This is a genomic window from Streptomyces gilvus (genome assembly GCF_022513565.1).
In the GTDB taxonomy this organism is placed as follows: Bacteria; Actinomycetota; Actinomycetes; order Streptomycetales; family Streptomycetaceae; genus Streptomyces; species Streptomyces gilvus.
This window is the reverse complement of the sequence record NZ_JAKWBE010000015.1, coordinates 118,308-131,681: the sequence shown is the minus strand read 5'-3', so window position 1 is coordinate 131,681 and position 13,374 is coordinate 118,308. Positions and strand designations below refer to the sequence as shown.

Genomic DNA, 13,374 nt, shown 5'->3' with positions numbered 1-13,374 from the left:
CGTGAAGAAGCTGTACCAGGGCCAGCGCTGACCCCCGTCTAGGAACCTCTCCCCATGATCGAGATCCCGTCCGACCTCCACAAGGACCTCGTCCCCCTCGCCTTCCTGCTCGGCGACTGGGCGGGCGCGGGCGTCCACGACTTCCCCGGCGACGAGAAGTGCAACTTCGGGCAGGAGGTCAGCTTCACCCACGACGGCCGCGACTTCCTGGAGTACCGGTCCCACACCTGGGTCCTGGACAACGACGGGAACAAGGTCCGCCCGCTGGAGTCGGAGTCCGGCTTCTGGCGCGTCGACGCCGAGCGCAGGGTCGAGGTGACGATGACCCGCGACGACGGCGTCATCGAGATCTGGTACGGCGAGCTGGCGGACAAGAAGCCGCAGATCGACCTGGTCACCGACGCCGTGGCCCGCACGGCCGCCTCCCGCCCCTACAGCGGCGGCAAGCGCCTGTACGGCTACGTCAAGAGCGACCTGATGTGGGTCGGCGAGAAGCAGACTCCGGACGTCGAGCTGCGCCCGTACATGTCGGCCCACCTGAAGAAGGTCGTCACGCCCGAGGACGTCGAACGCTGGGCCAAGGCCCTCCCGGACGACCTGCCGGACGACGGGATCGCCTTCTTCAAGTAGCTCTAGACTCGTCGGTGTGGTGAGCACCGACTGGAAGAGCGACCTCAGGCAGCGCGGCTACCGGCTGACGCCGCAGCGCCAGCTTGTCCTCGAGGCAGTGGACACCCTGGAGCACGCGACCCCCGACGCCATCCTCACGGAAGTGAAGAAGACGGCGTCGGGGGTCAACATTTCCACCGTGTACCGGACCCTGGAGCTCCTGGAGGAGCTCGGGCTGGTCAGCCACGCCCATCTCGGGCACGGCGCCCCCACGTACCACCTCGCCGACCGCCACCACCACATCCACCTGGTCTGCCGGGACTGCGAGAACGTGATCGAGGCGGACGTCTCGGTGGCCGCGGAGTTCACCGCCAAGCTGCGCCGGGAGTTCGGCTTCGAGACGGACATGAAGCACTTCGCGATCTTCGGCCGGTGCCGGAACTGTTCCCTGAAGGGTTCAACTACCGAGTCGTAGGCTTGTCCCATGAAGAGCCCCCTGCTGTCCCTGCCCGGCGCCGTCCCCGCCGAGGGCCCGGACGAAGGCGTAGCCGCCCACTACGGCGACCTGTTCCGTGAGCAGCGCGCCCTCGCCGACGGCACCGGCTTCGTCGACCTCTCGCACCGCGGCGTCGTCACCGTCTCCGGCGAGGACCGGCTGAGCTGGCTGCATCTGCTGCTCACCCAGCACGTGAGCGAACTGCCGACCGGCCAGGCCACCGAAGCCCTCGTCCTGTCCGCCCACGGCCACATCGAGCACGCGCTCTACCTGGTCGACGACGGCTCGACGGTCTGGGCCCATGTGGAGCCCGGCACCCAGGACGCGCTGATCGCGTACCTGGAGTCGATGAAGTTCTTCTACCAGGTCGAAGTCGCCGACCGGACGGACGAGTTCGCGGTCGTCCACCTGCCGGCCGGTTCGATCGCGGAGGTCCCGGAGGGCGTCGTCGTACGCGAGACGCCGTACGGCCGTGACCTGTTCCTTCCGCGCGCCGACCTGGAGTCCTTCGCCGAGAAGGCCGGTCCGCCCGTGGGGATCCTCGCCCTCGAGGCATTCCGTGTCGAACAGCACCGCCCGCGCCTCGGCTTCGAGACCGACCACCGCACGATCCCGCACGAGCTGGGCTGGATCGGCACCGCGGTCCACCTCCAGAAGGGCTGCTACCGCGGCCAGGAGACGGTCGCCCGGGTCCAGAACCTGGGCAAGCCCCCGCGCCGCCTGGTCTTCCTGCACCTGGACGGCAGCGAGGTCCACCTGCCCACCCCGGGCACCGAGATCCGCCTCGCCGACGAGGACCCCGACGGCCGCAAGATCGGCTTCATCACGACCTCCGTACGCCACCACGAGCTGGGCCCGGTCGCCCTGGCCCTGGTCAAGCGGAACGTCCCGGTGGACGCCCGGCTGGTGGCGGGGGAGACGGCGGCGGCTCAGGAGACGGTCGTGGAGCCGTAGGGCCCGGCCGTTTCAGATCTCCACCAGTCCTACATCTCCAGCAGGACGGTGAACGGGCCGTCGTTCGTCAGGGACACCCGCATCCGTGCCCCGAAGCGGCCCGTGGCCACCGTCGCGCCCAGTGAGCGCAGTTGGGCGACGACCTCGTCGACGAGGGGCTCGGCGACATCGCCGGGTGCGGCGGCGTTCCAGGTGGGCCGACGGCCCTTCCTGGCGTCGCCGTAAAGGGTGAACTGGCTGACGACGAGCAGCGGGGCGTCGATGTCGCTGCACGACCTCTCGTCCTGGAGCATGCGGATCGACCAGAGTTTGCGGGCCAGTTGGGCCGCCTTCTCCTTGGTGTCCTCGTGCGTGACCCCGACCAGGACGCACAGCCCCTCGCCGGTGATCTCCCCGACCGTCTCGCCGTCCACGACGACGCTCGCGCCGTCCACCCTCTGCACCACAGCTCGCATACGACCATCATGCCGGGCGGTCCGGAGTGGCCCCGTGCGCGGGTTTGTTTCTGATGCTTAACCGGCCATCTGGGGCTGTTCGGGGGCACTCGGTCACATAGCGGCCACTTGGGGTGGCACGATGCTTTCCCACACGCCGGTCGAGGGGACGGTTGAGGCACATGAGCACACCGAGCACCGGGCAGCAGCCCGTCTCGTGGTGGGGAGAACGGACGGCGGCCCGTCCGCCCGTACAACGCACCGACAGCCCGTGCGACCGGGGCGGTGAAGCCGGCGGCACGGGCGGCGGCACGGTCGGAGGTACGGGCGGCGCTACGGGCGGTCCGCAGCTGCCCGTAGATCCGCCCGAGCACGACCTGGCCGTGCTGAGCCTGGCGGAGCTGCGCACCCTGCGCCGGGACGCGCAGCGCGACGAGGCGGATCTCAGTTACGTACGGCGGCTGCTGCAGGGCCGTATCGACATCCTGCGCGCGGAGCTGGCGCGCAGGTCACCCGCGGGCGCGGCGTCCGTGGTCGACCGGCTCCCGGAGATCCTGACCGACGCCCCGGCCCGGCACCGTTCCTCGGCCCGCCACGTCACGCTGGGCACGCCGCACAACGAGGAGTACCGCCGTCTCGCCGCCGACATGCTCGCCGAGGTCGAACTGTCCGACCTGGCCGCGCGCACGGACCTGGAGCTGAACACCGCGATGGGCCGGCTCGTGCGGTACGAGCAGCAGGTCTCCCGGCGCCGGCAGCGGCTGCAACGGACCACGGACGACTGCAGCGCGGAGATCGCGCGCCGGTACCGTGAGGGGGAAGCACAGGTCGACGACCTGCTCGTGTGACGCCTCCGGAGGGCCAGAGCCGATGTCCGAGCCCGTCGTACCGCCCGTCCTCGCCGAGGTCGTACGCTCCGGATGCGTCGAGGGCAGGCACCGCGGCAGCCTCGTGCTCCTGGCGGCGGACGGGTCGGCGGACCTCGCGCTGGGCGATGTGACGTCCCCAATCTTCCCGCGCTCCTCCAACAAGCCGATGCAGGCGGCGGGCGTCCTGCGCGCGGGCCTGGAGCTGTCGGGGGAGCGGCTGGCGCTGGCGGCCGCCAGTCACTCGGGCGAGCCGTTCCACCGTGAGCTGGTCGCCGCGATGCTGCGCGAACACGGCCTGACCGAAGCGGACTTGCAGTGCCCGCCCGGCCTCCCCCTGGACGAGGGGGAGCGGGAGACCTACCTGGCGTCCGGCGCCGTACGCTCCCGCACAGCCATGAACTGCTCCGGCAAGCACACGGCGATGCTGGCCGCGTCGGTCCACCGCGGCTGGCCCCTGAAGACGTACCTCGACCCCGCCCACCCCCTCCAGCAACTCATCCACGGCGTGGTGGAGGAGGCGTCGGGCGAACGAGTCACGGCCACCGCCACGGACGGCTGCGGCGCCCCTCTCCTCTCGCTCACCCTGACCGGCCTGGCCCGCGCCTACCGCACCTTCGTCCTGTCCCCGCCCACCACCCCGGAACGCCGCGTCGCGGACGCCATGCGCGCCCACCCCGAGTACGTCGCCGGCACCCACCGCCACGACACCTGGCTGATGCGCGATCTCCCGGGCGCCCTGTCGAAGATGGGCGCGGAGGCGGTCCAGGCGCTCGCCCTCCCCGACGGCCGCGCCCTTGCCTTCAAGATCGAGGACGGAGCCCCCCGGGCACTGCGTCCGGTGCTGGGGCGGGCGTTGGGGGTGCTGGGGGTGGACGGGGAGGTGGCCGAGCGGATCGGGAAAGCGCCGGTGCTGGGAGGCGGGCGGGAGGTCGGGGAGATCCGGGCGGCGTTCTGAGCGGCGTTCTGAGCGGTGTTGCTCGCGGTGTTCCGAGCGGTACGACATCGTCTTGCGGTCGCGGGGGTATTCGTCCGCCGCCACCCCGGGTCCTGCGGTAGCGCGTCTGAGCGGCCGGCGCAAATCCCCGCGACACCCTCCCCGTCGTCCGCCTACCGTGATCCCATGAGCCGAGTCGCTGACATCGACGTTCGTCCGGTCACCGAGGGGGAGTTCCCCGAGTGGATACGGGCGGTGAACACCGGTTTCCTGCGTCCGCCGACCCCGTCGGAGGCCGAGCTCGAGGCCCGGCGCGGGCAGTTCGAGGCCGGTCGCTATCTCGGGGCCTTCGACGGGGACCGCTGTGTGGCGACGTTCCGCTCCTTCGCCCAGGAGGTCACCGCGGTCGGCGGCGCGTCCGTGCGGGCCAACGCGGTCTCCGGGGTCACCGTCACCGCCACCCACCGCCGCCGCGGACTACTCACCCGCATGATGACCGGGGACCTCGCGACCGCGAAGGAGCGGGGCGACGTCGTGGCGACGCTGATCGCCGCGGAGTACCGGATCTACGGCCGCTACGGCTTCGGCCCCGCCACCACCGCCACCGAGTGGATCGTCGACATCCCCCGCACCGGCCTCGACCCCCGCTGGTCCGGCCCGGCCGACGGCGCCCGCGTCGACCTCGTGGACGGCGACGACGTACGGAAGATCGGCCCCGAGCTCCACGACCGCTTCCGCCGGGCCACCCCCGGCGCCGTCAGCCGCGGCGACTGGTGGTGGCAGCTCAACACCGGCGCCGTCCGCCTCGACCCGAAGTGGACCGAGCCGTTCTTCGCCGCGTACCGGGCGCCGGACGGCACGCTGGAGGGCCTGGTCGCCTACGAGGTGGACGACAAGTGGGGCGACGCGGGGCAGCCGCTGGACACGGCGACCGTACGGGGCATGATCGCGACCACCCCGGCCGCCGAGCGGGCCCTGTGGTACCACCTCTGCTCCATCGACTGGGTGACGCAGGTGAAGACCGGCCAGCGCGCCCCGGACGACCTGCTCACCGACCTGCTCCCCGACCCGAGGGCCGCCCGCGTCGTCTCGCAGGCGGACTGGCTGTGGGTGCGGATCCTGGACGTCGTACGGGCCCTGGAGGCGCGGACGTACGAGGGTGAGGGCTCGCTGGTGCTGGAGATCACCGACCGCGCCGGCCATGCGGGCGGCCGCTACCGGCTGGAGGCGTCACCGCAGGGCGCGTCCTGCACGCCGACGCGGCAGAGCGCGGACCTCTCCCTGGACGTCTCCGAGTTGGCGGCACTGTGGCTCGGCGACCAGTCGGCGGTACGGCTGGTGTCGCTGGGGCGGGTCCAGGAAGACCGAGCGGGCGCCGGCCGGTCGGCCGACGCCCTGCTGCGTACGTCCAGGCGCCCTTGGTGCCCGGACATGTTCTGAACCTCCTCACACAAGACGGCAGTTGATCTCTGATCTCTCATCCGTAGCTGTGCTGTGCAGTTGTGGCTGTGCAGTTGTGGCTCTTCAGTTGTGACTGTGCTGATGGAGCTGTTCAGTTGTGGCTGTGCGGGTGCGGTTGTCGAACCGCCGGTGTTGAGTTGTCGATGTTCGGTTGTGACGGTGCGCTTGGTGCGGACTGACCGGGCTCCCGGCTCCCCTCCGGAAGGGAGCCCGGCCAGTCGAACCGGGTTCGGCCGACGCGAGGTCAGCCCGACTGGGCCAGCAGCATCACGAGGATGACCGCTCCCAGTCCGCTGATGACGGTGTTCTTGGCCTTGAGCCCGATGGACAGCGCGAGGAACGCGATGATGCCCATCGGCCCGTACTTCCACTGGACGAGCTGCTCGAATCCGAAAGCGAGGGCGGCGACGGCGAGGGCTACGAGCGGCATGACGGTCCCTCCTTCGGGACGGGAGGAGGACCCCTGTGGCCAAGCCTCCGGATGTTCCGACCATGTTGTTCAAGGTTGCTGAAGCTTGCTCAAGTTGGTGACCAACTTGACTATACTTATCTCCGCTTGGAAGCGGCTTATAACCACCTTCTCAGGAACTGCCGAAAGATGGCGAGAAGTTGTAGTGTTTGGTCGTGGACCCCCAACACGCCGCCGTCAATGGGCGGAAGAGGTCACAGCGGCCACAGAAGTCCCACAGAGAGGTGGCCGACGAGCTGCGTGCCCGGATCAGGTCGGGCGAGCTCCGTCCGGGCCAGCGCATGCCCACGCAGGCCAGGCTGGCCGACGAGTTCGGCGTCGAGCGCGGTGCCGTACGCCAGGCGCTGCGCATCCTGCAGTCGGAGCACCTGCTCACCAACGTCTCCAAGGGCGCGCCCGCCACCGTGGCCCCCGACCTGGGCCTCGGCGCCTTGCCGACCGGCCCCGGAGCCCCGCCGCTGCCCACCATGGTGGCACTGGCCCCGCGCATAGCGGCCGCGTTCGCGGAGCCCCACGTCGAGATAGACGCCCTGTGCCTCACCTCGGTGTCCCTCACCCTCGCGATCGGCGAACCGCTGCGCCAGATCCACGCCGGACAGCTGAAACCGGCCAAGGTGGACGTCCGCGTCCTGCTGCCCAGCAGCGACATCGAACTGGCCTTCCCGACCCCGGTGGACGCGGCGACGGACGGCCGGCTGCAACGCCGCTGGGTGTCCCACCGCAACGCCCAGGTCCAGGTCCTGCGGCACAACCTGCTCGCCCTGCGCGCCACGCACGGCATCGATGTCGAGGTCACCTTCCGCTCGCTGCCCTTCACCCCGCCGGTGAAGCTGTACCTGCTCAACGGCGTGGAGTCCCTCTTCGCGTACTACACGGTCACGCGCCGCGAGGAGGAGATCGACCACGAGCCGCTGGAGATGTACGACGCGGAGGGCACCCAGTCCATGCTGTTCGCCTTCGAGCAGGGCGCCGACCTGCGGGACACGACCTTCGTCGAGCAGTCGCACCTGTGGTTCAACGCGTTGTGGGAGACGATCAGTTCGGAGCTGCTGCTCAGGAACTGACCGTCTCCCACAACCAGGACGAGCGGCCGGGACGGACTGCGCTCATAGAGCGGGCCCGGCGACCAGCAGGGCCAGGACGACGGCGCCGACGGAGCTGACCGTCGGGTTCTTCGCCTTGATGCCTATGGTGAGCAGCGTCAGGCCGATGATCCCGGTGACGCCGTACTTCCACTGGACGGTCTGCTCGACGCCGACGACGAAGACGGCGGAGAGGAGGGCGAGGACGGGCACGGTGGTTCCCCCTTCAGGCTTCGCGGGCGGGACGGTGCGGCGGTGCGGTGGGGGGTGCGGAGGCGGGACGGGCGGAGAGGGGCAGAGATGAACGGAGTTGGACGGAGTTGAGGGAGGCCGATGCGAAACGAGGAGGCAAACCTTCCGCCAACTTCTCCAAGTTGGCAACCATCTCTGGCTAAGTTATCCCCACTTGGTCCCTACTCATAAACAAGTCGCCAACAACTCCCAGCAGATGGATCCGAGTTGTAGCGTTTGGTCGTGACTCAGGAGAACGTGGCAGTGAACGGCAGCAGAAGGTCCCCCCAGGAGATCGCCGACATCCTCCGCGAACGCATCCGCACCGGCGACCTCAAGGCCGGCGACCGCCTGCCGACCCAGGCAGAACTGGCGGACGAGTTCGGCGTGGAACGGGGGGCGGTACGCCAGGCCCTGCGCGCGCTCCAGGAGGACGGCTTGCTGAGCAACGTCAGCAAGGGCAGCCCGCCGAGGATCGCGGAACCACCCGTGACACGCGGCGAACCGCAACCGACGATGGTGGGACTGGCGCCACGGCTCGCGGATGCCTTCTCCGAACCGCACGTGCGCGTGGACGCCGCCTGCCTGACGGCCGAGACGCTGATGCTGGCCCTCGGCGAGCCCCTGCGCCGTATCCACGCCGGCGAGATCCGCCCCGAGTCGATCGACGTCCGCATCCTCCTGCCGTCCCGGAAGATCAACCTGGCCTTCCCGGTGCCGGTCGAGGGCCGCGGCGACGACGACCCGGTCCACCAGCGCTGGCTGGCGCTGCGCAACTCCCAGGGCCAGGTCCTCAGGCACAACCTCCAGGCCCTGCGCGCCACGCACGGCATCGACGTCCGAGTCACCTTCCGCGCCCTGCCGTTCACCCCGCCCATCAAGCTCTACCTGCTCAACGGCACCGAGGCGCTGGTGGCCTACTACATGATCACCAAGCGGGAGGAGGAGTGGGACAGCGAAACCCTGGACATGTACGACGTCCTGGGCAGCGAGTCCCTCCTCTTCTCCTTCGAACGCCGAACCGGCCAACGAGACGCCGCATTCGTGGAGCAATCCCAGAAGTGGTTCAACGCCCTCTGGGAAACCATCACCACGGACCTGACACTCTCCTAGTGACTCCTGATACGACGCAGACTGAACTGGTGGCTGCAGAGGCAGAGAACTTGCGGAACCTGATCGCTGAGGCGCGGGTCGTGCTCTGGGATTTCGACGGGCCGATCTGCCGCCTCTTCGCGGGGCACTCGGCGGAAGACGTCGCGGACGGTCTGGTGGAATGGCTGGAGGGCCAGGGGCTGCGCGGCCTGCTGAGCGACGACGAGCGGGCGTCCCTCGACCCCCACGTCGTGCTGCGTGCCGTCGACCGTCGGCATCCCGGCAGCGACCTGGTGGCCGAGCTGGAGGAACGTCTCACCCAGGAAGAACTCAGAGCGGCATCGACGGCGATGCCGACCGCGCACGCCGATCCGCTCATCCAGACCTGGAAGGCGGTCGGCTCCCGCCTCGCGATCGCCACGAACAACTCGCCCCGGGTGGTCCGCAAATACTTGGCAGGACGCGGCCTCATCTCCTGCTTCGCCCCCCACATCTACGGCCGGACCCAGGAACTCCAGCACCTCAAGCCCGACCCCCACTGCCTCAACCAGGCACTGCGGGCCATGGGAGTGGCGGCCTCGGCGGCGTTGATGATCGGAGACACGCCTTCGGACTTCATCGCCGCACGCACCGCGGGCATTCCGTTCCTGGGCTATGGACGTAACCCACGCAAGGAGAAACTGCTGCGCGAAGCCGGCGCCACGTCGATCGTGGCCTCCCTGGCGCCGGTGCTGACAGCGGTCCGGGATCAGGCCTGAACCATCAGCATCGCGAACACCAGGGCGGCCCCTACGGCGAGGCCGACGTGCCGGGCCCGTACGCCCACACCGACCATGGCCAGAAGCACCACACCGAGCATGCCGAGCCTTGCCTGCGCTGTCATTCCCAGACCCAGAGTGAGGAGTTCTTGAAGAACCGCTCCTAGTAACATGGTCCGCTTCCCCTCCACCCACCGCACACTTTCCAAGTGCCGGTCCAATTGGACTGCTTCCCTGGAAGTGGTTTGCCCTGGGCTGCTGATCGTCTAACCAATCTGCTGTTGCTGCCGTCCAGTTGACGGATTCTGGTTTGGCGGTGGGCTGGTGGAGGTACGGTCGGACCGTGGGTGGGCAGCAGACCAGTGGCGGCACTGGCAGGGAGTTTCAGCGGGTCGCCGACGAACTCCGCTTCCGGATGACCAATGGGACCTATCCGGAGCGATCCTTCCTGCCTTCTCAGCGAGACCTCGCGGACGAGTTCAGGGTCTCCCGCGTCACCGTGCAGCGGGCGTTGCGTGAGCTGATCAACGAGGGCTGGATCGAGTCGAAGCAGGGCAGCGGGTCACGAGTGATCAAGACCCAGCGCATACAGTCCTCTGCCCCCAAGGCCACCAGGTCACGCCGGGGCGTGACACTCGAATTCCTCATTGGCGAGGCCTTCGAACAGCCCGAAGTGACCCTGGACGTCTACACGTTGACGTCGGAGTCGCTGTACTGGCTGATTCAGCAGCAGGCACACCGCATCCGCAGCCGCTCGATCAGTCCCCGACGTATCACGCTGCGCATGCTTCTGCCCGACGAACGGCAGTCTCTGCCCTATCCGAGGGTCAAGGACGACCCCGAGGACCCACGCCTTCGTGAGCGGTTGCACGACATCACGGAGCGCCACACGAAGTCGCTTCAGGAGTCCCTGGGCTCGTTGAGGAGCGAAGGGTGGGTGCCGTCCGTCGATGTCGACATACGCCGGGCGCCGCTGACGCCGACCTTCAAGCTCTATCTGTTCAACCGCGTGGAGGCGTTGCACGGCCCCTACGAGGTGATCGAGCGGAACATCGCCCTCGAGTCGGGCGAGGAACTCACCGCTCTCGACGTGCTGGGCCTCGGCGCGACCTTGACGCATCACATCAAGGATGAGCAGCACCAGGATTCGGCCGGAAGCATCTTCGTGGACAGCATGCAGAAATGGTTCAACTCCGTTTGGGAACTGCTGTCCGAGTAGGGCTGAGAGATACACAGACGTTACCAGGCGCACCATGGATCACGCCACGGGGTCATGTAGTATCCCCGCACCGGGCATCGGATAAACCAGGCAGTGAACAACCGCCGGCTTTCGTGCGTATGGGATGGCCTACAAGTCAAACCGCAACAGGCTCGCACAAACGTGCTGCAGACGGGTGGCAAACCACTCCTTGTGGCCGCTCTCGTCTCGCTTCGCCATGCGATGGCATGGTTAGCCTGTTTACCTTTTGACCGAAATATCCCACCTCTTCCCGGAGCGGCCCGTGGGCGCACCACCTGTTCCCCGACACCTACTCAGGGAACACGCCGACGGCGACCCGCGTGGTGCCGCCTATCGATCTTTCGTGCGAGCAGCTGAAGAGGGCCAGGCTGCCAGCGGTCACCACAACCGGAACTACGTGGTCCCTCTACCGGAAAACCTGGCTCGTCTGCTGGGACGGGAGCCGGGCACAGCAGTAACCGTGCGAATTCGGCGCTCGGACGCCCTGCCCGTGGTGATCAGGACCTGGCGAGACGAGGCCGCCATCCTGCGTGCGATCCGTGGCGTTCTGCCCCACGTCCCCGAGTGCCTGGTCAAAGGGGACGGATTCGCCATTCACAGCTATGTCGAGGGGGTTCCGCTCTCAAGCGTCTGTGGAAATGGCAAGCCCGTCGACACGCTGCTGACAAGAGCTCTGGCCGGGCTGCTCGCCCAGATGGCGCAAGTGCGCCGCGCGGCCTTGCCGGCGCTGCCTGACGTCTGGCCGGCCAACCTGACGGACAGCCAAGGCTTCCTGAAGACACTCGTCCACCTGGCCGACAAACAGATCCGTCAGCCCAATTGGACCGTGTTCGGTGGACTGTTCGCAGCGCTGGGCATTCCCGAGGACGCGTTGCTCAGGATGGCCGAGCGCGTGCCTTCCATGTCTCGGCGGCCGTACAGTCTGCTGCACGCTGATCTTCATCGCGACAACGTGATCATTTCGTACGGAGCTCCTGACCCGCTGATCTGCGTCGACTGGGAGCTCGCGACCTATGGTGACCCGCTCCATGATCTGGCGACGCATCTGGTCCGCATGCAGTATCCCCTCCACCAATGGGACGAGGTGATCCACGCATGGGCGCAGGCCATGCAGCAGATTCGCCCCGCCGCGGTCAACGGCCTGGGCAAGGACCTCGACCGGTATCTGGCCTTCGAACGCGCGCAATCCGTGTATCCCGATGTGATGAGGGCCGCTCGATCGCTGGAAGAGTCGTTCACTCAGAAGCGGTTGGATGAGGCGACTGCGGAAGTGCGCAGAGCCTTGGAGGCGGCCGCCGCGCCTCTCCGCTTGGCGAACGTACCGAGTGAGCAGGAGGTCGAAGGGGCCCTCTTCCGCTGGCTGGTGTCGCGCAGCGACGCCGGCACCAGTGACCGGGCGTGGATCCGCAAGGCCTTTGACTGGAAACGGGATCGGCGGGTCAGCGAGCACCGCGACTTTCCGGTGTCCGCCGTCCGCGAGGCACTGCGAGCGGAAGGAGCCGCACCGGCGGTCCGGGTGTTCAAGGGCACGGCGCATCTCAACACGGTCGTCTGTGTGCCAGGCGTGGCATTTCCCGTGGTCGTGCGGCGCAAACTGGCTGGGGTCTGCCGCCGCGAGCGCAGCTTTCTCAGTGAGCACGCCGTGCTGCGCGCGATCGAGAGCACAGATGGCGCAGTCGCCGCGCCCAGAGTGCTCGCACTGGGAGAGAGCTACCCCAACGACACCTTCGCCATCCACACCTACGTAGGGCCGCGTGACGTCGACCGGGCTCCCAACCATCCTGTGCACGGTCTGCTGCCGCATGAGGCGGACGGTCTCGTGGACCAACTGTGCGCGCTGACACAGGTCGAGTACAAGGAGGTCGACCCGACGGCGGGTGAGGGTGGGTTCTTCTCCTGGTTGAGGGACCAACTCGTCACGATCGTTGCTGGACTTCCGAAAGAATCACGGCAACTGGCCCGCCTCCTCGGTTTGCCTGACGCGAGCCGCCTTGAGCAGATCCTGTCACGGCATCAGGTGAGTCATCGAAAACCAACTCTGCTGCACGGTGACCTCAACCCGTGGAACCTGGTTCGCCGCGACGACAGTTTGGCATTGACCATCATCGACTGGGAGATGGCGCTCGTCGGCGACCCCCTCTACGATCTGGTGCGCCACATGCACCTCACGCCGACACGGCCTGAGATTCGCGATCGGATGTTCAGCCGCTGGAAGCGGCGGCTACCCTCCGAGTACACGGTGGACTGGGAGAAGGACTGGCGCGTCTACCGCTGGACGGAGATCGTGCGGTCTGCCTACGTCGACCTGGACCGCCTGGTGACCGGAGCGGGCCTCGATGCCCCCAACGTCCGGCGTGCCGTTGATTCGTACGCAATGACTCTGGCGGCGGCCACCGCATCGCTGGGTCTGCCCGTGCGCCAGACCGCGAACCCGTACCTTGCCCGTGCTCTCGCCTGAGGGGACCATGGCTGCACCGAACAGCTCTTTGTCCAGCAAATTATGGCCTCCGCAGGGACAGCCGGCTGGAAGGTGACACACATGCCAGAGCGGCAATGGCAACTGAAGCCCGGCCTGGCACGGCGATTGAAGCGCCATCGCCAACGCTGGGAGCCCATGGTCGCTCGAATGCTCCTGCTTGCGTTCTTCGTCACCGGACTGGTCGCCCAGTTCGTCAAGCCGGTCGGCGATGCCCTGGAGGGCAAGGCATATCTGGGTGGCGCGCTACTCAGTCTGGTCGGATACAT

The 13,374-nt window shown here is 68.0% G+C and carries 15 protein-coding genes; 11 read left to right on the top strand and 4 right to left on the bottom strand.

The features are described from left to right. Positions 1 to 54: 54 nt before the first annotated feature. Genes MKW14_RS23605 through ygfZ form a run of 3 tightly spaced genes read left to right on the top strand, consistent with a single transcriptional unit; the run spans position 55 to position 2,059 of the window. Complete coding sequence (locus MKW14_RS23605) at positions 55 to 630, top strand: heme-binding beta-barrel domain-containing protein (RefSeq protein WP_240865158.1); 576 nt, start codon at positions 55 to 57, stop codon at positions 628 to 630. A gap of 16 nt (positions 631 to 646) precedes the next feature. After that, positions 647 to 1,084, top strand: coding sequence for a Fur family transcriptional regulator (locus MKW14_RS23600; RefSeq protein WP_133045736.1), 438 nt, complete (start codon positions 647 to 649; stop codon positions 1,082 to 1,084). Positions 1,085 to 1,093: 9 nt separating this feature from the next. Continuing rightward, positions 1,094 to 2,059, top strand: a complete 966-nt coding sequence (gene ygfZ, locus MKW14_RS23595; protein ID WP_240865157.1) for a CAF17-like 4Fe-4S cluster assembly/insertion protein YgfZ — start codon at positions 1,094 to 1,096, stop codon at positions 2,057 to 2,059. A 29-nt stretch (positions 2,060 to 2,088) separates the two neighbouring features. On the opposite strand, the gene dtd is transcribed toward ygfZ, so the two are convergent. Next, on the bottom strand, positions 2,089 to 2,514 hold the full coding sequence (gene dtd / locus MKW14_RS23590) for a D-aminoacyl-tRNA deacylase (protein WP_133045734.1): 426 nt from the start codon (positions 2,512 to 2,514) through the stop codon (positions 2,089 to 2,091). Positions 2,515 to 2,675: 161 nt separating this feature from the next. Between dtd and MKW14_RS23585 the strand changes: the two genes are divergently transcribed. The 3 genes from MKW14_RS23585 (at position 2,676) to MKW14_RS23575 (ending at position 5,736) form a co-directional block, all read left to right on the top strand. Then, entirely contained in the window at positions 2,676 to 3,341 is a 666-nt protein-coding gene (locus MKW14_RS23585; protein ID WP_240865155.1) for an RsiG family protein, read from the top strand. A gap of 22 nt (positions 3,342 to 3,363) precedes the next feature. Further along, entirely contained in the window at positions 3,364 to 4,317 is a 954-nt protein-coding gene (locus MKW14_RS23580) for an asparaginase (RefSeq protein WP_240865152.1), read from the top strand. A gap of 165 nt (positions 4,318 to 4,482) precedes the next feature. Further along, entirely contained in the window at positions 4,483 to 5,736 is a 1,254-nt protein-coding gene (locus MKW14_RS23575) for a GNAT family N-acetyltransferase (RefSeq protein ID WP_240865151.1), read from the top strand. Positions 5,737 to 6,001: 265 nt separating this feature from the next. On the opposite strand, the gene MKW14_RS23570 is transcribed toward MKW14_RS23575, so the two are convergent. Then, entirely contained in the window at positions 6,002 to 6,187 is a 186-nt protein-coding gene (locus MKW14_RS23570; protein ID WP_208785886.1) for a hypothetical protein, read from the bottom strand. 188 nt (positions 6,188 to 6,375) lie between these two features. Here MKW14_RS23570 and MKW14_RS23565 point away from each other — a divergent pair, with 188 nt between their 5' ends. After that, complete coding sequence (locus MKW14_RS23565) at positions 6,376 to 7,290, top strand: winged helix-turn-helix domain-containing protein (RefSeq protein WP_240865150.1); 915 nt, start codon at positions 6,376 to 6,378, stop codon at positions 7,288 to 7,290. A gap of 42 nt (positions 7,291 to 7,332) precedes the next feature. Here the strand turns inward: MKW14_RS23565 and MKW14_RS23560 are convergent, their stop codons facing one another. Then, positions 7,333 to 7,521 (bottom strand): hypothetical protein, encoded by a 189-nt coding sequence (locus tag MKW14_RS23560; protein WP_133045728.1) that lies wholly within the window; start codon positions 7,519 to 7,521, stop codon positions 7,333 to 7,335. A gap of 255 nt (positions 7,522 to 7,776) precedes the next feature. Between MKW14_RS23560 and MKW14_RS23555 the strand changes: the two genes are divergently transcribed. Further along, positions 7,777 to 8,652 carry a GntR family transcriptional regulator gene (locus tag MKW14_RS23555; RefSeq protein ID WP_240865149.1) on the top strand — a complete coding sequence of 292 codons (876 nt, stop codon included), beginning with the start codon at positions 7,777 to 7,779 and terminating at the stop codon, positions 8,650 to 8,652. A 29-nt stretch (positions 8,653 to 8,681) separates the two neighbouring features. Continuing rightward, positions 8,682 to 9,389, top strand: coding sequence for an HAD family hydrolase (locus MKW14_RS23550; RefSeq protein WP_240865148.1), 708 nt, complete (start codon positions 8,682 to 8,684; stop codon positions 9,387 to 9,389). Here MKW14_RS23550 and MKW14_RS40960 read toward each other — a convergent pair. Next, positions 9,380 to 9,514, bottom strand: a complete 135-nt coding sequence (locus MKW14_RS40960; RefSeq protein ID WP_276621576.1) for a hypothetical protein — start codon at positions 9,512 to 9,514, stop codon at positions 9,380 to 9,382. The genes MKW14_RS23550 and MKW14_RS40960 overlap by 10 nt on opposite strands. Positions 9,515 to 9,732: 218 nt before the next feature. Between MKW14_RS40960 and MKW14_RS23545 the strand changes: the two genes are divergently transcribed. Continuing rightward, entirely contained in the window at positions 9,733 to 10,608 is an 876-nt protein-coding gene (locus tag MKW14_RS23545; protein ID WP_240865147.1) for a GntR family transcriptional regulator, read from the top strand. A 364-nt stretch (positions 10,609 to 10,972) separates the two neighbouring features. Further along, positions 10,973 to 13,087 carry an aminoglycoside phosphotransferase family protein gene (locus MKW14_RS23540; RefSeq protein ID WP_240865146.1) on the top strand — a complete coding sequence of 705 codons (2,115 nt, stop codon included), beginning with the start codon at positions 10,973 to 10,975 and terminating at the stop codon, positions 13,085 to 13,087. The last annotated feature ends 287 nt before the right edge of the window (positions 13,088 to 13,374 follow it).